The organism is Agrococcus sp. Ld7 (assembly GCF_045064095.1).
GTDB lineage: Bacteria > Actinomycetota > Actinomycetes > Actinomycetales > Microbacteriaceae > Agrococcus.
On record NZ_JBISGY010000002.1, the window covers coordinates 152,021 to 170,503 of the forward strand.

21 protein-coding genes are annotated in these 18,483 nt (G+C 69.4%); 5 read left to right on the top strand and 16 right to left on the bottom strand.

Annotated features, from left to right (window positions below; all coding sequences use genetic code 11):
* Positions 1-2: 2 nt before the first annotated feature.
* Positions 3-956, bottom strand: a complete 954-nt coding sequence (locus ACJJVL_RS00905; protein ID WP_405216130.1) for an EamA family transporter — start codon at positions 954-956, stop codon at positions 3-5.
* Between the two features lie 102 nt (positions 957-1,058).
* Here ACJJVL_RS00905 and ACJJVL_RS00910 point away from each other — a divergent pair, with 102 nt between their 5' ends.
* Positions 1,059-1,598 carry a CGNR zinc finger domain-containing protein gene (locus ACJJVL_RS00910; protein WP_405216131.1) on the top strand — a complete coding sequence of 180 codons (540 nt, stop codon included), beginning with the start codon at positions 1,059-1,061 and terminating at the stop codon, positions 1,596-1,598.
* A 33-nt stretch (positions 1,599-1,631) separates the two neighbouring features.
* On the opposite strand, the gene glmM is transcribed toward ACJJVL_RS00910, so the two are convergent.
* The 7 genes from glmM to ACJJVL_RS00945 all read right to left on the bottom strand — a co-directional run bounded on the left by glmM (position 1,632) and on the right by ACJJVL_RS00945 (position 8,283).
* Positions 1,632-2,984, bottom strand: coding sequence for a phosphoglucosamine mutase (gene glmM, locus ACJJVL_RS00915; RefSeq protein ID WP_405216132.1), 1,353 nt, complete (start codon positions 2,982-2,984; stop codon positions 1,632-1,634).
* A 3-nt stretch (positions 2,985-2,987) separates the two neighbouring features.
* On the bottom strand, positions 2,988-3,467 hold the full coding sequence (rpsI, locus tag ACJJVL_RS00920; RefSeq protein WP_405216133.1) for a 30S ribosomal protein S9: 480 nt from the start codon (positions 3,465-3,467) through the stop codon (positions 2,988-2,990).
* Between the two features lie 20 nt (positions 3,468-3,487).
* A complete protein-coding gene (gene rplM / locus ACJJVL_RS00925) occupies positions 3,488-3,934 on the bottom strand; it encodes a 50S ribosomal protein L13 (protein ID WP_405216134.1) in 447 nt (148 codons plus the stop codon).
* Between the two features lie 214 nt (positions 3,935-4,148).
* The gene (locus ACJJVL_RS00930; RefSeq protein ID WP_405216135.1) at positions 4,149-4,958 is read right to left on the bottom strand and encodes an ABC transporter permease; all 810 of its coding nucleotides are present in this window, start codon (positions 4,956-4,958) and stop codon (positions 4,149-4,151) included.
* Between the two features lie 4 nt (positions 4,959-4,962).
* Entirely contained in the window at positions 4,963-5,868 is a 906-nt protein-coding gene (locus tag ACJJVL_RS00935) for an ABC transporter permease (protein ID WP_405216136.1), read from the bottom strand.
* A gap of 107 nt (positions 5,869-5,975) precedes the next feature.
* Positions 5,976-7,145, bottom strand: coding sequence for a spermidine/putrescine ABC transporter substrate-binding protein (locus ACJJVL_RS00940; RefSeq protein WP_405216137.1), 1,170 nt, complete (start codon positions 7,143-7,145; stop codon positions 5,976-5,978).
* 58 nt (positions 7,146-7,203) lie between these two features.
* Positions 7,204-8,283, bottom strand: coding sequence for an ABC transporter ATP-binding protein (locus tag ACJJVL_RS00945; RefSeq protein ID WP_405216138.1), 1,080 nt, complete (start codon positions 8,281-8,283; stop codon positions 7,204-7,206).
* 172 nt (positions 8,284-8,455) lie between these two features.
* On the opposite strand from ACJJVL_RS00945, the gene ACJJVL_RS00950 reads away from it, so the two are divergent.
* Both ACJJVL_RS00950 and ACJJVL_RS00955 read left to right on the top strand, forming a co-directional pair.
* The gene (locus tag ACJJVL_RS00950) at positions 8,456-9,220 is read left to right on the top strand and encodes a FadR/GntR family transcriptional regulator (RefSeq protein WP_405216139.1); all 765 of its coding nucleotides are present in this window, start codon (positions 8,456-8,458) and stop codon (positions 9,218-9,220) included.
* Positions 9,221-9,260: 40 nt separating this feature from the next.
* The gene (locus tag ACJJVL_RS00955; protein WP_405216140.1) at positions 9,261-9,959 is read left to right on the top strand and encodes a cache domain-containing protein; all 699 of its coding nucleotides are present in this window, start codon (positions 9,261-9,263) and stop codon (positions 9,957-9,959) included.
* Positions 9,960-9,974: 15 nt separating this feature from the next.
* Here the strand turns inward: ACJJVL_RS00955 and ACJJVL_RS00960 are convergent, their stop codons facing one another.
* A complete protein-coding gene (locus ACJJVL_RS00960; protein ID WP_405216141.1) occupies positions 9,975-11,414 on the bottom strand; it encodes a cell division initiation protein in 1,440 nt (479 codons plus the stop codon).
* A 104-nt stretch (positions 11,415-11,518) separates the two neighbouring features.
* Here ACJJVL_RS00960 and ACJJVL_RS00965 point away from each other — a divergent pair, with 104 nt between their 5' ends.
* Positions 11,519-12,163: an HAD hydrolase-like protein gene (locus ACJJVL_RS00965; RefSeq protein WP_405216142.1), complete on the top strand. Its 645-nt coding sequence runs from the start codon at positions 11,519-11,521 to the stop codon at positions 12,161-12,163.
* Positions 12,164-12,181: 18 nt separating this feature from the next.
* On the opposite strand, the gene truA is transcribed toward ACJJVL_RS00965, so the two are convergent.
* On the bottom strand, positions 12,182-12,997 hold the full coding sequence (gene truA / locus ACJJVL_RS00970) for a tRNA pseudouridine(38-40) synthase TruA (protein ID WP_405216143.1): 816 nt from the start codon (positions 12,995-12,997) through the stop codon (positions 12,182-12,184).
* Positions 12,998-13,055: 58 nt separating this feature from the next.
* Between truA and ACJJVL_RS00975 the strand changes: the two genes are divergently transcribed.
* Positions 13,056-14,912, top strand: coding sequence for a glycoside hydrolase family 15 protein (locus ACJJVL_RS00975; protein WP_405216144.1), 1,857 nt, complete (start codon positions 13,056-13,058; stop codon positions 14,910-14,912).
* 62 nt (positions 14,913-14,974) lie between these two features.
* Here the strand turns inward: ACJJVL_RS00975 and rplQ are convergent, their stop codons facing one another.
* The 6 genes from rplQ to infA form a co-directional block, all read right to left on the bottom strand.
* Entirely contained in the window at positions 14,975-15,679 is a 705-nt protein-coding gene (gene rplQ / locus ACJJVL_RS00980; protein WP_405216145.1) for a 50S ribosomal protein L17, read from the bottom strand.
* 36 nt (positions 15,680-15,715) lie between these two features.
* A complete protein-coding gene (locus tag ACJJVL_RS00985) occupies positions 15,716-16,705 on the bottom strand; it encodes a DNA-directed RNA polymerase subunit alpha (RefSeq protein WP_405216146.1) in 990 nt (329 codons plus the stop codon).
* A 97-nt stretch (positions 16,706-16,802) separates the two neighbouring features.
* Complete coding sequence (gene rpsK, locus ACJJVL_RS00990) at positions 16,803-17,201, bottom strand: 30S ribosomal protein S11 (RefSeq protein WP_072312767.1); 399 nt, start codon at positions 17,199-17,201, stop codon at positions 16,803-16,805.
* Between the two features lie 22 nt (positions 17,202-17,223).
* Positions 17,224-17,601, bottom strand: coding sequence for a 30S ribosomal protein S13 (rpsM, locus tag ACJJVL_RS00995; protein WP_347754486.1), 378 nt, complete (start codon positions 17,599-17,601; stop codon positions 17,224-17,226).
* A gap of 353 nt (positions 17,602-17,954) precedes the next feature.
* Positions 17,955-18,068, bottom strand: coding sequence for a 50S ribosomal protein L36 (gene rpmJ / locus ACJJVL_RS01000; protein WP_405216147.1), 114 nt, complete (start codon positions 18,066-18,068; stop codon positions 17,955-17,957).
* Positions 18,069-18,133: 65 nt separating this feature from the next.
* The gene (gene infA, locus ACJJVL_RS01005) at positions 18,134-18,355 is read right to left on the bottom strand and encodes a translation initiation factor IF-1 (RefSeq protein WP_072312769.1); all 222 of its coding nucleotides are present in this window, start codon (positions 18,353-18,355) and stop codon (positions 18,134-18,136) included.
* Positions 18,356-18,483 lie beyond the last annotated feature (128 nt).

Sequence of the window (18,483 nt, forward strand, 5' to 3'; positions counted from 1 at the left end):
GGCTACGGGCTCGGGATGCCCTCGACGATCGCGGGGCCGCGTGTGCGCTTCGGCAGCCGGATCTGCCCCAGCCGCACCAGCATGACGCCGAGGACGATCGCGGCGGCTCCCATCCACTGCATGCCGGTCGGGAGGATGGCGAGCAGCAGCGCCGTCCAGAGGATCCCGAACATCGGCTCGGAGTAGCCGACGAAGCTCGCGAGCGTCGCGCCAAGACGCCGCGCCCCCAGGATGCCGAGCACGTACGAGCTCGCGGTGGCGATCAGGATGAGCATGCCCATGGCCGCCCACCACGGCACGGTGGCACCGGCGAGGGTGACGGGCACCGCGGTGGCCGCGAACGGCAGCAGGCCCGTGATGGATCCGAGTCCCAGCACCGCGGCTCCCACGATCAGCCCCAGCCCCGCCAGTGCGATGGGCGGCAGCTCCGAATCGGCCTTGGACGCGGACGCCCAGTAGCCGGCGTTGCCCACCGCTGCGGCGAGCGCCAGCAGCACGCCGAGCGGATGCAGCGCCTCGCCGCCGATCCCCGAGACCAGCCCGAGCCCGAGGAGCGCGACCGCAGCGCCGGCGAGCGTCAGGATCGCGGGCGCGCGCCGGGTGGTCGCCCAGGTGTAGAACACCAGCAGCACGGGGCCGAGGAACTCGATGAGCAGCGCGAGCGAGGGATCGATGAACGCCACGGCGCTGAAGAACGCGAGCTGGCAGACCGCGACGGCCAGCACGCCGAGCACGAGCACCTCCTTCCACGACCGCAGCACCGCGCCCCACCTGCCGCGCAGCATCCAGATCGTGGGCACCAGCAGCACGAGCGCGCCGCCGGCGATGCGCACGAGCGTGACCGCGCCGGCGCTCCAGCCGCCGTCCAGCAGGGCCGATGCGAAGATGCCGGAGAGGGCGAACGTCGCCGCGCTCGCCAGCGCGAACGTCAGGCCGACGGGGCGACGGGACTGCATGGCACCTCGATCGCGAGAACAGCTAGCATCGTGCTCACCGAGTCGGCGCACGACGGTCACGACCGGCGATCCTGACAGCCGAGCATATCCCGAGGACGAATAGTGACGCTGCCCTACCCAGCAGAGCTCGTGCGCATGCTCGAGTTCATCGCCGACGTGTGCAATCGACGTCGGCAGGGGGAGCTCGACACCGCGGCGAGCCTGAAGGCCGTGTGCGCCCAATGGCAGTTCCCGGGCGCGAGCACTGCCACGAGGGCGGATGCCGAGGCGACCTGGGCGCACATCGTCACGATCGAGGCGATGTGGGATCTCGGTCGCGATCAGATGGCGGCGATGGCGAACGGGCTGCTGCGCACCTGCGACGCGCGCCCCCACCTCGTGCGCCACGACGACCTCGACTGGCACATGCACGGGCTGCCAGCTGGAGCGCCGATCGCTGACGCGATCGCGGTCAACGCGGCGATGGCGATGGCCGACCTGGTGCGCGGCGACGACATCGTGCGGTTGAAGCGCTGCAGCGATGCGCGATGCGATCGGATGTTCGTCGACCTGTCGCGCAATCGCTCACGGCGCTTCTGCTCGACGACGTGCCAGTCGCGAACCAACGTCGCGGCCTTCCGAGCCCGCGCGCTGGAGCACTAGAGCAGAGGCCCCCTGTCGGATCGGCGACGCCCCTCAGGCCGAGACGCTCAGCTCCGCACGAACGAGCGCGGCGAGCTCCTCCGCGATCGACTGCGCGACGTGCTGCTCGGATGCTTCGACCATGACCCGCACGATCTTCTCGGTGCCCGACGGTCGCAGCAGCACCCGGCCCTGCTCCCCCAGCGCCGTCTCGGCCTCGGCGATCGCGTCGGCGATGCACCGATTGCTGCGCAAGCCGAGCCGGTCGACGCCCGTGACGTTGATCAGCACCTGCGGGAACACCTGCATGACCGATGCGAGCTCGGCGAGCGAACGACCGGTCCGAGCCATCTCCGCGGCGATCTGCAGGCCGGTGAGGATGCCGTCGCCGGTGGTCGCGTGCGCCGAGAAGATGATGTGACCCGACTGCTCGCCGCCGAGCGACAGGCCGTACTGCCGGAGCGCCTCGAGCACGTAGCGGTCGCCGACGGAGGTCTGCACGAGCGCGATGCCGTGCTCATCCATCGCCACCCGCAGGCCGAGGTTCGACATCACGGTCGCCACCAGCGTGTCGTCAGCCAGCAGGCCGCGCCGCTTCGCGGCAACGGCCAGGATCGCCATGATCTGGTCGCCGTCGATGACATTGCCGCCGGCGTCGATCGCGAGGCAGCGGTCGGCGTCGCCGTCGTGCGCGATGCCGAGGTCGGCGCCGGAGGACACGACCAGCGCACGCAGCTGCTCGAGGTGCGTCGAGCCGACCTCGCGGTTGATGTTGACCCCGTCGGGGTCGTTGCCCATCACGGTGACCTTCGCACCCGCGTCGGCGAACGCCTGCGGGCTGATGCCCGCTGCCGCGCCGTGCGCGCAGTCGAGCGCGACGTGCAGTCCGCCCAGGCTCACGTCGAGGGTGCCGAGCAGGTGCATCAGGTAGCGGTCCTCGGCGTCGGCGAAGCGTCGGACCGTGCCGACCTCCCCGCCGATGGGCCGCAGGGGCGCGCCGCCCAGCGCGGTCTCGATCTCGTCCTCGACCGCGTCGGGCAGCTTGCGGCCGCCGGTGGCGAAGAACTTGATGCCGTTGTCGGGCGCGGGGTTGTGCGACGCGGAGACCATGACGCCGAAGTCGGCCTCGATGCTGGCCACGAGGTATGCGGCCGCCGGCGTCGGGATGACACCGGCATCGAGCACGTCGACGCCGCTGGAGGCCAGCCCGGCGGACACCGCAGCCGCGATGAACTCACCGGAGATGCGGGGATCCCGTGCGACGACGGCGACAGGGCGCCGCCCCTCCTGCCGGGCTTGTCGCCCGAGCACGAGTGCGGCGCCCTGCGCCAGAGCCATCGCCGATTCCGCCGTGATGTCGAGGCCTGCGAGACCTCGCACCCCATCCGTGCCGAAGAGGCGCGACATCGATCAGCGCTTCGAGTACTGCGGCGCCTTACGGGCCTTCTTGAGACCGGCCTTCTTGCGCTCGATGACGCGGGCGTCGCGCGAGAGGAAGCCGGCCTTCTTGAGCTCGGGCCGGTTGTTCTCGACGTCGATCTCGTTCAGTGCGCGAGCGATGCCGAGCCGCAGCGCGCCGGCCTGGCCGGAGGGGCCGCCGCCGGAGATGCGGGCGATCACGTCGTAGCTGCCCAGCAGCTCGAGCAGCGTGAACGGGTCGTTGATCAGCTGCTGGTGCAGCTTGTTCGGGAAGTAGTCCTCGAGCGTGCGACCGTTCACGGAGAACGTGCCGGAGCCGGGGACCAGTCGCACGCGGGCGATGGCCTGCTTGCGACGACCGACGGCCTGGCCGCCGATGTTGACGACGCGGGGCGCCTTGGGAGCCTCGGCTGCCGGCGTCTCGGTCGAGAAGCTCTCGGGAGCCTCGATGGAGTCTGCGATCTTCGCCATGTCTGGTGTCTCCTCGCGCCCTACTGGGCGACCTGGTCGAACGTGTAGGGGGTCGGCTGCTGCGCCGCGTGCGGGTGCTCGGGGCCTGCGTAGACCTTGAGCTTCTTGATCTGAGCGGCGCCGAGCGAGTTCTTCGGGAGCATGCCGCGGATCGCCTTCTCGACGGTGCGGACCGGGAAGCGCTCGAGCATCTCGATGTAGTTCGTCGCCTTGAGGCCACCCGGGTAGCCCGAGTGGCGGTAGGCGATCTTCTTGGCCAGCTTCTGGCCCGTGAGCGCGACCTTCTCGGCGTTCACGATGATGACGAAGTCGCCCATGTCCATGTGGGGGGCGAACGTCGGCTTGTGCTTGCCGCGGAGCATGGCGGCAGCGTGGCTGGCCAGGCGGCCCAGCACCACGTCGGTGGCGTCGATGACGATCCAGTTGTGCTGGACGTCCGCCGCCTTGGGCGAATACGTGCGAGTCATTGATGCCTCACTGATCGAATGGATGGTCGTGAATCCCACTCCGAGGTGTTCCGGGACCGCAATGCGGCGGAACGATCCGGTGGAGGGCTCATTCGGGCGCGCGCAGGCTGCACGCACCAAGGGTCGACTCTAGCGGCCCGCGCTGGCCCCGGTCAAACGACCGGCGGGTCGGGCGGGGCCGGCCGGTGATCGCACGGCTTCGACATCCTGGCCGTCACTCATCCTCCTGGGCCCGAGTGAGCCGCTGTGACACGTAGACGGGGATCATCGAGAGCAGGATGAGCACGGTGGCCACCACGTTCACGAGGTTGCCCTCGTTCGGCCGGCCCATGGTGTTGAGGATCCACAGGGGCAGCGTGTCGACACCGGGCGGGGCCGTGAAGATCGTGACGACGACCTCGTCGAAGCTGAGGGCGAAGGCGAGCAGGCCACCGGCGACGAACGCCGTGCGGAACTGCGGGAAGGTCACCAGCCGGAAGGTCTGCCCCACTCCGGCACCGAGGTCCATCGACGCCTCCTGCAGGTTCGGGCTCATGCGCCGCAGTCGCGCGAAGACGTTGTTGAAGACCATCACGATGCAGAACGTGCCGTGCGCGATGATCAGTCCGAAGTAGCCGACCTGGATGCCCGCGGGTTCCAGGATCGAGTTGAACGTGTTGCTGAAGGCGACACCGGTCACGACGCCCGGCAGAGCGATGGGCAGCACGATGAGCAGGTTCACGGTCTGCTTCCCGAAGAAGGCGTAGCGCGAGAGCGCGAACGCCGAGAGCGTGCCGAGCACGAGCGCGACGGCGGTCGCGCCCAGCCCCACGATCACCGAGTTGAGCACCGCGGCGCGGATGGGCTCAGAGGTCGCGGCGATCTCCCACCATCGCAGCGAGAGCTCCGGCACCGGCCAGGAGGGGATCCGGCCCGCGTTGAACGAGTTGATCACCACCAGCATGAGGGGCACGTACATGAACACGAGCACGATGCCGACGATGGCGCCGAGCGCGAGCTTGGAGCTGCGGTTCAGTCTCAGCATTGCGCTACATCCTCTCGAGCGCACCCGTGCGGCGGGTGACGAGCAGGTAGATCACCGCGAACGCGATGGGCACCGTCGAGAACGCTGCCGCAACCGGCGGATTCAGGTTGATGTTGGAGGCGATGATCGAGCCGATCATCTGGCTGCTGGGCCCACCCACGAAGCGTGCGGCGAGGTAGTCGCCGAGACTGAGCGAGAACGTGAAGATCGAGCCCGCGATGAGCGCGGGCGTGAGGAGCGGCAGCACGACCGTGCGAATCGTGGTCCAGCCCTGCGCGCCCAGGTCTGACGAGGCGTCGAACAGGTTTCGGGGGATCTGCCGGATCGCGGTGTACACGGGCAGCGCCATGTACGGGAACCACAGGTAGGTGAGCGTCAGGATGACGACGGGAACGCCGAACCCCGGGCCCGAGCCGCCGACGAGTCCCGCGATCGAGTTGAAGAAGCCGTCCTCGGTGAACGTGATGCGCATGGCGACGATCTTCACGAGGTACCCGGCCCACAGCGGCAGCGTGATGGCGATCGCAAGCAGCGAGCGCAGCCACGGCGAGGCGATCTTCGCCATGAAGATGCCCAGCGGCACGGCGAACACGGCGCTCAGCGCGGTGACGGCGAGCGCGATCCCGAGCGTGCGCAGCGACGTCGAGACGTACGCCGGATTGCTGATGAGCAGCGCGAAGTTGTCGAGGGTGAAGCCCGGCTTGACGAGCGAGGTGAACGGATCGACGATCCAGAAGGCGGTCACGAGCAGCAGCGCGAGCGACAGGATGTAGAGCCCGACGAGCCACGCCATCGGCAGCGCGAGCAGGCCCGCAAGGCGGAGGCGTGGCCGGCGGTGCAGCACGGTGGAGACGGGTCGGCTGACGGGGGCCGGCGTCGAGCGTGCCGGCGGCGGCGCGGTGGTCGTCACGGGGACTCCTCAGTGATGTAGTGCGGGTTCCGGGGTTGCAGCGGGGTGGGCGGGGGCGTCGCGCTGGGCGTCGCCCCCGCCCACCGTTCAGCGGCAGGTGACGGGCATCAGCCCTTGACGGTCAGCCAGGCCTGCGTCCACTGCTGGAAGTTCGTGCACTGCACATCGGTGCGCCCGTCGACGCACTGCTCGATGGGCGTCGTCCAGAACCAGACGTTGCTGAAGTACTCCTCATCGGTCGCGTTGAACTCCTCGCAGTGCGCGGCAGCCTCGTCGCTCGTCTCGCAGAAGGCCGCGTTGGCGGGTGCCATGCCGAAGTTCATCGCGATCGCACCGTTGACCTCTGCGGCGCTGGTGTAGTCCATCCACAGGTAGGCGCAGTTGGGCGAGTCCGACTGCGAGGAGATCATCCACGCGTCCGACCATCCGGTCGAGCCCTCCACCGGCAGCGTGCCCTGGAAGCGGTCATCCTCTGCGAGCTTGCGAAGCACCTCCCACGACGTGCCGACCACGGTTGAGCCGCCCGCGAACGACGTGATCTGCGCCACCGGGTCGGCCCAGTACTCGGAGACGATCTCGTTCTGCTGCTGCAGCAGAGCGATCGCAGCATCGAGCTGCGTCTGGTCGAGCGCGTACGGGTTGGTGATGCCGAGGTCAGGCTCGTGGTGCATCAGGTAGACCGCGGCGTCGGCGATGTAGATGGGCGCGTCGTAGGCGATGATCTGACCGGCGTACGGACTGTCGGCCTCCCACACCACATCCCAGCTCGTCGGCTCCTCCGTGACGACGTCGGTGTTGTACTGGAGGATGTTGGCGCCACGGCCGATGGGCACGCCGTAGCTCTTGCCGTTGATCGTGTCGTAGATCTGCCCCTGCATGCCCTCGACGATGTCGTCGCCGAAGTTCGGGATGAGGTCGAGGTTGATCGGCGCGACGTCACCGCCGGCAATGAGCCGCAGGCTCGCGTCTCCGGAGGCGGAGACGAGGTCGTACTCGCCCGTGCGCATGAGGGTGACCATCTCGTCGCTCGTACCGGCGACGCGACGGTTCACGACGCATCCGGTCTCCTCGGTGAAGGCATCGCTCCAGGCGGGCTCGACGAAGCCCGACCATGCGACGATGTCGACCGAGCCCTCCGGCTCGCCGAGCTCCTCGAGCATGGGCACGTCGGGGACGTCGATGGACAGCCCGCCGCCGGCGTCTCCGCCAGCGCTGCATCCCGCGAGCGCCAGCATCATCGCTGCGACAGCCGCGGGAACAAGCATCTTCTTGTTCATGGTTCTCCTGCTTCCTAGGGGGGTCCTGCTGGATCGGTCGGGATGCTGCGGGTCGCCGTCAGGCGGGCACGACTGCCGCGTGCTCCGAGAACCACACGGCGCGCACGGCATCGCCGCGACGGTGGGGCGCGTCGTCGTTCGGCGCGTGGTCGTTGTGCCGCTCGGCGACCACGGTGAGCCCGTGCTCCGTCGTGATGATGTAGCGAGTCGCCGGGCCGGTGTAGACCGTCTCGGCGATCGTGCCGCGCACGCTCGTCTCGGCGTCGGCGGCGCGATAGTCGGGCGCTGCGAGGCGCACCCGCTCGGGGCGCACGCTGATCGCGCTGTCGAGACCAGCGATCGTGCGGGCGGTCTCCGCGGGGATGAGGTTCGAGATGCCGAGGAAGCTCGCCACGAACGCCGTGTGCGGATACTCGTAGACCTCGCGGGGCGTGCCCACCTGCTCGACCCGACCCTCGTTGAAGACCGCGATGCGGTCGCTCAGCGTCAGCGCCTCCTCCTGGTCGTGGGTGACGAACACGAAGGTGATGCCGACCTCGCGCTGGATCTGCTTGAGCTCGATCTGCATCTGCTCGCGCAGCTGCTTGTCGAGCGCGCCGAGCGGCTCGTCCAGCAGCAGCACGCGGGGACGCAGGATGAGCGCACGTGCGAGCGCGATGCGCTGGCGCTGGCCGCCGGAGAGCTGGTGCGGCAGGCGCTTTGCCAGGTGCGACAGCCGCACCTGCTCGAGCGAATCCGCCACGCGCTCGGCGATCTGCGCCTTCGGCGCCTTGCGCACCTTCAGCCCGTACGCGACGTTGTCGGCGATCGACAGGTGCGGGAAGAGCGCGTAGTCCTGGAAGACGGTGTTGACGGCGCGATCGAACGGGGCAGCCGACGTGACATCCACCCCGTCCAACAGGATGCGCCCGCTCGTCGCATCCTCGAAGCCGGCGATCATGCGCAGCACCGTGGTCTTCCCTGAGCCCGAGGGCCCGAGCATCGAGAAGAACTCGCCCGGCGCGATCTGCAGATCGAGGTCGCGCACTGCGGTCGTGTCGCCGAAGCGCTTCGTGACCCCTTGGAGTTCGACACCGGAAGGGGTACCGGAAGGCGCGTCGCGGTCAGCGGTCGCGGTGGTGGTGTCCGTGGTTCCCATGAGTCGACGACTCCTCCGAGCTTCGTTGATGCGGGGGCGTTGACGTTAAACATATAGTTTCATATGTAAGAGGACAAGTCCGTCGCTGTAGGCTCCCGATGCGGAGTGCCGACTGCCGAATCCCGGCGTCGGATCGCGGGCCGAGCGACGCCGATGCTCGAGAATGGACAGCATGTCGACGCCGCCAGCAGCCCCCGCACGATGGGGCCGCCCGACGCGACTGCTGAGCGCCGTCTTCCGACCGATCGGCGACGAGGGACGGGCCGCGCTCGTCGAGCGTCGCATCGCAGAGGCGATCATGGGCGGCGTCCTCCAGCCTGGCGAGCGCCTGCCGTCCGAGGCCGAGATGGCGCAATCATTCGGCGTCGCCCCCGCGACCGCACGTGAATCGCTGCTCGCGCTGCGCGCTCGCGGCCTGATCGTCACCCGGCGGGGCCGCGGCGGGGGCAGCTTCGTCGCCCCTGATGCGAACCCCGCAGCCTTCGCGCGCGCCGCGCTGCGTCGCACCTCGCGCGTCGGACTCCGCGACACCGCGGTGCACTACCTCGCGATCACACTGGCGAGCGTCGAGCTCGCCGCGCGTCGCGCGGCACCGAGCGAGGTCGAGCAGATCGCCGCGAGGCTGCGTCGAGCCGACCGCGCGGACCCCACCGCGTGGCGACGTCACTGCAACGATGCCCAGATCGAGCTGTCGGCACTCAGCCAGTCCGCGCGGCTCACGCGTGAGCAGATGCGGCTGCAGGCCGAGCTCTCGCCACTGCTGTCCCTGGTCGAGTCCGACCCGGACGAGCGCGACCTGATGGCCGACCGCTTCCTCGAGGTCCTCGAGCTGGTTGCATTGGGGGACGCGCCTCGCGCATCGGCGCTCATGCGCGTCAGCGTCGGCCGGGCCGTCGAATGGCTCATCGCCCATCGCGCCGAGCTGGAGGAGGAATGACCACCCCCTCGTCATCGCGAGCGTCAAGGAGGACAGCATCGTGAGCATCACCCCCGCGGCCACGCACACCGACATCGTGGGCGACTACTTCGGCCGGGCCATCGCAGCGCTCGAGGCATGGAGAGCCGAGTTCCTCGATGACCTGCGACAGGCTCGCGCTCGAGGCCCCGTGACGACCGACGCGCTCGATCTGCTCGTCGCGCCCTACGCGCACCGAACCTTCGCCGCTGACCTGCCCGTCTACGGGGCGGGATTCATCGCCGCGCTCGACTCGCTCGCCGACGCCCGCAGTCACCTCGCCTGGTGGCAGGGCGTCGACCGGACCCAGCTCGTGCTCGCCGCGCAGTCCGTGGCGAAGCAGCACATCGACTACTCGGAGCTCGAGTGGTACCGGGTGCCGCAGCTGACCGGTGAGGCGCACGTCGCGGGACCCTACGTCGACTACCTCTGCAGCGACGAGTACACGATCACCGTCGCCCTTCCCGTCATGCTCGACGGCACCTTCGCGGGCGTGGCGGGGCTCGACCTGCTCATCGATCAGGTCGAGCGAGACCTCACGCCGCGACTCGCCCGGCTCGGCTCCGACATCTCCGTCGTCAACGGCATCGGGCGCGTGCTGCTCTCCACCAGCGACTGGCGCGAGACCGGTGACTCGATCCGCGCCGACGCGCGCGACGGGCTCGAGTCCTTCCCCTGCCCGGGCATGGCCCTGGAGATCGTGCAGGGTCCAGGCCGCTAGCGCCGCAGCCGTCGCTCAGCGGTCGATCGCGGGGTCGTACGTCTCGTCATCCTCGTGCCAGACGACGTCGACGACCTCCTCTCCGGTGCTCGAGCGCTCCACCGGCTCCCCCTCGACCGTCTCGTCGTCGTGCAGCGTGAGGTCGGCCAGTGGGTCGGCATCGGGCACCGAGGTGCTGTGCGAGTCGGGAACGATCGCGCGATCCGCGGCGGCCACGGCCGGCACCACGGCGTCGCCCCCGCGCTCGGAGGACGCACCGGATCTGCTGCGGGCGGCGGTCGTCGATGGCGCGCCGGCCGCATCGTCCGACGACGCGCCCACCGCTCCCCACGTACGAGGGTCTGCCGCATCGGCGACGTGCATGAGCGACTGCACCTCGGCCATGAAGCCGCGCAGCTGGGTCTGCTGGTAGCGCAGGCTGCGCGTGCGGTCCTCGGCGTCGCGCAGCACGTCCTTGGTGTGCTTCGTGACGGCATCCACGATCGCCTGCGAGCGCTGGCGGGCCTCGTCGAGCATCGATGAAGCGCGCGCCTTGGCGCTTGCCTCGATCTGTGCTGCCTGCGCCTTCGAGAGCTGCTCGTAGGCCTCGGACTGCTCTGCGACGTGGGTCGCGTGGGCGAGCGCCGACGCGACCTTGTCATTGGCATCGGCGGTGATGCGCTCGGCATGCGCGACGGCCTGGCTGTGCAGTCGCAGGAACTCCTGCTGTGCGTCATCCTGTCGACGGGTGATCGCTGCGTCGAGCTCGATCCGGCGCGCCTTGGCCTCGCGCACGATCCGATCGGCGTCCAGCCCCAGATCATCGGTCTCCCGCTGCGCCTGCGCCCGCATCGCGGCGGCGGCGCGCTCGGCCTCACCCAGCAGCACCTGCGCCTCGCGATCGGCCTGCGCCACCTTCTCGCCCAGCGAGCCGAGCTCGCTCTCGACGCGGGCGCGGTGCGCGGTCTGCTCCGTGTCGCTGCGGCGGCGCGCGAGGTCTGCCTCGTGCTGCGCCTCCTGCAGCATGCGCGCCGCATCATCCTGCGCATCCCTGCGGATGCGGTCGCGCTCGGCGTTGGCCTCGTCGAGGATCCGCTCGGACGCGGTCGAGGCCTGCTGCACCAGCGTCGAGGCCTGATCCTCGGCGACGCGCAGGATCTCGGCGAAGCGCACCCGCGTCTGGCGGCCCTCCTCTGCGTCGCCCGTCTCGGTGGCGTCGTCCTCGGTCTCGTCGTCGAGCGTCTGCACCTGCTGCGCGAGGCGCAGCATGCGCGCCTCCGCCTGATCCGCCCGCGAGATGGCGGCGTCGAGGTCCTCCGAGAGCTGCTGCATGCGCGCGTCGGCCGCGAGCGACGCCTGCTCGCTCGCGCGCTGCAGCTCGGCGAGCTCCTCGCGCATCCCGCCGAGCGCTTCGTCGACCTGCACGCGGTCGTACCCGCGGAAGACCTGGTCGAATGCGAGCTGCTGTTCCGTCATGCCGTGCCTCCGACTTCGCGCCGAACACCCCGTCGGCCGACGTCCGAGTCTACGCCGGACGAGAACCCCGGCCATCCCGATCAGATATCTGAGATCCTGAGGTCATGACTCCCGCCGGCATCGTGTTCGACCTCGACGGCACCCTCACCGACTCCAAGCAGGGTCTGCTGTCGAGCCTGCGCCACATGCACGCGACCCTCGGCTGGGAGGTGCCCGGCGATGCGGAGCTGACGCGCTGGCTCGGCCCGCCGGTCGCGACGGTGCTCGCCGAGTCCGGCAGGTCACCGGGCGAGATCGACGTCGCGCTCGCGGCGTTCCGCGCCCGGATGCTCGACGGCGGCCTCGTCGACTCGACCCTGTATCCCGGCATCGCGCAGCTCATCGCCGAGCTCGACGGTGCCGGCAGGCCCATGGCGGTGGCGACGCACAAGATCCAGCGCGACGCAGACGCAGTGATCGATCACTACGAGCTGCGCCATCGATTCCGCGGCGTGCACGGCCGCATCGACGGCGAGGGTGGCCACTCCAAGGCCGAGGTGATCGCGCGAGCCGCCGCGTCCATCGGGCTGCCCGCCGAACGGCTCATCATGGTCGGCGACCGGGTGAACGACATCGCCTCGGCGCACGAGCTCGGCATGCGCTCCATCGGAGTCGCCTACGGGTACGGCGGCCGGGCAGAGCTCGCGTCGGCCGGAGCCACCCGCATCGTCGACACCGTGGATCAGCTGCGAGGCGTGCTCGCAGCGTAGGCACCCGCGACTGGCGCGTCAGTCGCGCTCGACATCCTCGACGCTGCGGCGCGCGCGTGCCCGCGACGCCTGCTCGGCGAGCCGCTCCGTGGGCGGATAGCCGACCCCGACGAGCGTCAGGCCGTGCGCCGGCATGAGACCGGTGAGCGGCGATCGCTGTCGTTCGCCGAGCAGCCGCACCGCGTCCGCGAGCCCGAGCCTGCCCTCCCCCACCCGCACGCACGCGGCGACGAGTGCGCGCACCATCGAGTGGCAGAACGCATCCGCGCTCAGCGATGCGGTCAGCAGCGCGCCGTCGCGACGCCACGAGAACTCGCGCAGCTCGCGAATGGTCGTCGCACCCTCCCGCGGCTTGCAGAACGCGGCGAAGTCGCGCAGTCCGACGAGGGCCTGCGCCGCGCGGGCCATCGCGTCGACGTCGAGCGGGTGCGGCACGTGCGCGGCAGTGCGCCGCTCGAGCGGATCAGCCGCCTCGGCAGCCACGATGCGGTAGCGGTACGAGCGAGAGACCGCCGAGAATCGTGCGTCGAAGCCCTCGGGTGCGACCGCGACCTGCCGCACGACGAGGTCGCCATCCGGCGCGGCCAGGCGCGACAGCCGCCGCGCGAGGTGCGGGACGATCGGGATCGCGTCCGGCACGTCGGCGTGCGCCACCTGCCCACTCGCGTGCACCCCCGCATCCGTCCTGCCTGCGACCGTGATGCGCACGGGCTCCCGCGCGATGGTCGTGAGCGCTCGCTCCAGCTCACCCTGGCAGGTGCGCAGCCCCGGCTGGCTGGCCCAACCGGAGAACCCGCCACCGTCGTAGGCGAGGTCGAGTCGGATCCGCGGCACCGCTCCAGCCTAGGTGCCCGACGTGCGTCTTCCCGGCGACGGCAGATAGCCTCGCGGCATGGCGACACCGCACCCGCAACCCATCGATGACTACGCGATGATCGGCGATCGCTCGACGGCCGCGCTGGTCGGGCGCGACGGGTCCATCGACTGGCTCTGCCTGCCGCACTTCGACTCGCACGCCTGCTTCGCCGCCCTGCTGGGCGACCGCGAGCACGGCCGCTGGCGAATCGGCCCGAAGCACGAGGCGACGACCACGCGGCGGTATCTGGCGGACAGCCTCGTGCTGGAGACCACGCACACGACCGCCAGCGGCACCGTGATCGTGACGGATGCCATGCCGACCACGAATGACCGCTCGGACGTCGTGCGCATCATCGAGGGGATCTCCGGCGAGGTCGAGCTCGAGCAGGAGCTCGTCGTGCGCTTCGGCTACGGCGCGATCCCGCCGTGGTTCCGCCGCACCACCGTGCAGGGCGAGCCCGCCCTGGTCGCCGTCGCCGGGCCCGATCGGCTGGTGCTGCGGGGCCCGGAGCTGCCGCGCTCCGACGGGCACCGGCACCGCTCGACGTTCACCGTGCGGGAGGGCGACCGCCTCGTGCTCGACCTGTGCTGGCAGAACTCCTGGCTGCCGATCGCGGAGTCCGTCGGTGAGGCGGAGGTGGTCGAGACCACGGTCGCGGAATCGTCGGACTGGCTGCGCAAGCTCGACTACCGGGGCCCGTACCTGGAGGCGGTGCAGACGAGCGTGCTCGTGCTGCGTGCGCTCACCGACAAGGAGACAGGCGGCATCCTGGCCGCCCCGACGACCTCGTTGCCGGAGGAGCCCGGTGGCGAGCGCAACTGGGACTACCGCTTCACCTGGCTGCGCGACGCATCGCTCACCGTCGACGCGATGCTTGCCGTGAATCTCACCGAGAAGGTGGGGCTGTGGCGCAACTGGCTGCTGCGCGCGATCGCCGGCGACCCCGAGGACATGCGCATCATGTATCGGCGCGATGGGGGTCGCGAGCTCGACGAGCGGGTGCTCGAGCACCTGCCGGGCTACGGCGGCGCCGCACCCGTGCGCATCGGCAACGGCGCAGCGTGCCAGCGCCAGCACGATGTGCTCGGTCAGGTGATGCTCACGCTCGGGCGGCTGCGCGCGATCGGCCTCGACGACTCGGACGAGTCCTGGCACATGCAGCGCGCGCTGCTCAACGAGCTCGCGGACCACTGGCAGGAGCGCGACCAGGGGCTCTGGGAGATGCGCGGCGAGCCGCAGTACTTCACGCACTCGCGCGCCATGATGTGGGCGGCGTTCGACAGCGGCGTGCGCGCAACCGAGCGCGGGTGCGCCGGCGATCCCACCCAGTGGATCGCGATCCGGGATGCGCTCCACGAGGAGGTGCTCACCAGGGGCTTCGACGAGGCCACGGGCTCGTTCCGCCAGCACTACGCGACGAGCGAGGTGGATGCCTCGCTCCTGCAGCTGCCGACGATCGGCATCATCGAGGCCACCGATCCGCGCTTCATCGGCACGTTGGCTCGCATCGAGCGAGACCTGCTGGTGCACGGCATCCCGCTGCGCTATCGCACGACCGGCGTCGATGGACTCGCCGGCAATGAGCATCCGTTCGTGCTGTGCGCGTTCTGGCTCGTCACGGCGTATGCGCAGGCTGGTCGACTCGACGACGCCGAGGCACTGATGGATCGGCTCGTGTCGTTGCGCAACGACGTGGGCCTGCTCGCCGAGGAGGTCGACCCGTCGACGGGCCGCCACTGGGGCAACTTCCCGCAGGCGTTCTCGCACCTGGGTCTGGTGCTCGCGGCAACGGAGCTCGCGACGGCCAGGGCGAACACGGACGCCCGGCGCGACGGTGACGCGCACACCGGCACGCAGGCGGAGCAGAGCCTGGAGTCACAGCGCAGCTGACTGCGACAGGAACGAGAGAGGGGGTCCCGCACGTGCGGGACCCCCTCTCTCGTAGCAGCTGACTACTTGCCGGCCTCGGTGAAGCCTGCGGCTTCCGCGGCCTCAGCAGTGCGGAACCAGACCTCGGCGACGGTCTGCTCGTACCACTGGCCGTCCGGGCGGTGGAACTTCATCGAGTCCTTGTTGCCCTTGATGTCGAAGCCCTCGGGTGCCGAGCCGTCCTCGAGCGGCGCGGCCGAGTCGGCCCCGAACTCGCCCTCAGCGGCAGCGGTCTCTGTCGACTCGTCGGCCTCTGCCTCAGCAGCCTCCGCCGCCTTGGCGTCAGCGGCCTTCGCCTCCGAAGCCTCCTGGTCGGCGGTCGCCGACTGAGCGGCAGCGGCGGCCTTCGACTTCGAGGCCTTCTTCTGCACCGGCTCGAGCACGAGCTCGATCTGGGCCATGGGGGCGTTGTCGCCCTTGCGGAAGCCGAGCTTCGTGATGCGGGTGTAGCCGCCCTCACGCTCAGCGACGAGCGGCGCGATCTCCGTGAAGAGCTCGTGCACGACGCCCTTGTCTCCGATCACGCCGAGCACGCGGCGGCGCGCGTGCAGGTCGCCGCGCTTGGCGAAGGTGATCAGTCGCTCGGCCACCGGGCGGAGGCGCTTGGCCTTCGTCTCGGTCGTCTTGATCGACTTGTGCGTGAAGAGCGCTGCCGCGAGGTTCGCGAGCAGCAGGCGCTCGTGCGCCGGACCGCCTCCGAGGCGGGGACCCTTGGTGGGCTTGGGCATGATTCGTATCCCTCTAGTTCTTCAGTCGGCCCGCGTTCAGCGAGCGTCCTCGTCGTAACCGCTGTAGAAGTGCGCGCCGTCGAAGCCGGGCACCGCGTCCTTGAGCGAGAGGCCGAGCTCGACGAGCTTGTCCTTCACCTCGTCGACCGACTTCTGGCCGAAGTTGCGGATGTTCATCAGCTGCGTCTCGCTCAGCGCAACCAGCTCGGACACCGTGTTGATGCCCTCGCGCTTGAGGCAGTTGTACGAGCGGACCGACAGGTCGAGCTCCTCGATCGGCGTGGCGAGCTCACCGGAGCCGATGGCCTCTGCGGGCGCCTGACCGATCTCGATGCCCTCTGCCTCGGCGTTCAGGTCGCGCGTCAGGCCGAACAGCTCGACGAGCGTGCGGCCGGCGGACGCGATGGCGTCGCGCGGCGAGATCGCGGGCTTCGCCTCGACATCGACCACGAGCGAGTCGAAGTCGGTGCGCTCTCCTGCACGCGTCGCCTCGACGCGGTAGGTGACCTTCAGCACCGGCGAGTAGATCGAATCGATCGGGATGACCCCGGCCTCAGCGAACTCGTCGCGGTTCTGGACGGCCGAGACGTAGCCGCGGCCACGCTCGACGGTCAGCTCGAGCTGCAGCTTCGCCGAGTCGTTCAGCGTTGCGAGCACGAGCTCGGGGTTGTGGATCTCCACACCGGCGGGAGCCGTGATGTCGGCTGCCGTCACCGTGCCTGCGCCCTGGCGGGACAGGTAGGCGACGACGGGCTCGTCGTGCTCCGACGAGACCACGAGCTGCTTGATGTTGAGGATCATCTCGGTGACGTCCTCCTTGACACCGGCGATCGTCGAGAACTCGTGGAGGACTCCGTCGAGGCGGATGCTGGTGACAGCAGCGCCGGGGATCGACGAGAGCAGGGTACGGCGCAGGGAGTTGCCGAGGGTGTAGCCGAAGCCAGGCTCGAGCGGTTCGATCGTGAACCGCGAGCGGTGCTCGGAGACGGTCTCCTCGGTGACAGTGGGGCGCTGGGCGATCAGCACGTGTCGGTTCCTTTCGGTCGCGAGTCCGCTATATGACTCGCGTGTTCAGTGACGGCGGATAGCCGGGCAGGGGGATCCCCTGCCCGGCGGGAACGACTTAGTTGCGGCGGGGCTTCGGCGGGCGAACGCCGTTGTGCGCCTGCGGCGTCACGTCGTGGATCGCACCGATCTCGAGACCGGCGGCCTGGAGCGAGCGGATCGCCGTCTCACGGCCCGAACCGGCGCCCTTGACGAAGACGTCGACCTTCTTCATGCCGTGGTCCTGCGCCTGACGCGCAGCCGACTCGGCCGCGAGCTGTGCGGCGTAGGGGGTCGACTTGCGCGAACCCTTCATGCCGACGCCGCCACCCGAGACCTGCGAGACAACGGCCCCGGTGGTGTCGGTGATCGAGACGATCGTGTTGTTGAACGTCGACTTGATGTGGGCGTGGCCCACTGCGATGTTCTTCTTGTCCTTCTTGCGCGGCTTGCGGACCGCGGACTTGGGAGCTGCCATGTTGTTCTAACCTCCACGCGGCCTAGCGGCCGGCCTTCTTCTTGCCGGCGACCGTCTGCTTGCGGCCCTTGCGGGTGCGGGCGTTGGTCTTCGTGCGCTGACCGCGCACCGGAAGACCGCGACGGTGGCGGATGCCCTCGTACGAACCGATCTCGACCTTGCGGCGGATGTCCGCCGTCACCTCGCGGCGAAGGTCACCCTCCACCTTGAACGTGCTCTCGATGTGATCGCGAAGCGTCACGAGCTGCTCGTCGGTCAGATCCTTGACGCGAGTGTTGCGGTCGATGCCGGTGGCCTCGAGCGTCTCGACGGACCGGGTGCGGCCGACGCCGAAGATGTACGTCAGTGCGATCTCCACGCGCTTCTCGCGCGGGATGTCGACACCTGCGATGCGTGCCATCTGTGTCTCCTAGGGAGTTGTTGAGAGGTTTGGAGCAGCGGAGGTGCCTGGGCCTCTCCCCAAGGTGTCGCTCTCCGGAGAGAGCTCTGACCGCTGCTGGGTGCATGCCCCTCCGCTGGTCGAGGAGCCGGCGGAGCCGGATCCTGTCCCGTTGGTCGAGGAGCCGGCGGAGCCGGATCCTGTCCCGTTGGTCGAGGAGCCGGCGGAGCCGGCGTCTCGAGACCTATCGGTGGGGCGATATTGAGTTATGTGTTGCTGCTTGAGATCTCGTGACGCGGGTGCCTGCGGCGCCCGCTCCTCGATCTTGATGTCTCCGCACGCAACGCGACGTCGTCGCATTGCGTGCTGCGACATCAACCCTGGCGCTGCTTGTGGCGGGGGTTCGTGCAGATGACCATCACGCGACCGTGCCGGCGGATCACCTTGCAGTTGTCGCAGATCTTCTTGACGCTGGGGTAGACCTTCATGTTTTCTTCCTCGCTGGCCTCGTGCTCGCGCGGCGCGCGAGCCGTTCCTTATCCAGCAACCGTGCTTACTTGTAGCGGTAGACGATGCGACCGCGGCTGAGGTCGTAGGGGCTGAGCTCCACGATCACTCGGTCCTCCTGCAGGATGCGGATGTAGTTCTGCCGCATCTTGCCGGAGATGTGCGCGAGCACCACGTGCCCGTTCGAGAGCTCGACGCGGAACATCGCGTTCGGGAGCGCCTCGATCACCGTGCCTTCGATCTCAATGACGCCGTCTTTTTTGGCCATAGCCTTCTTCTGCAAGTTTCTTGGTTGCCGGTCATGCGAGTGACGCGCACAGAGGGCGCACGACACCAACGGTCAACCCTACGCGGTCGATGCACTGCGGTGCAAGCCGGGCGTGTCGGCTGCTTGCC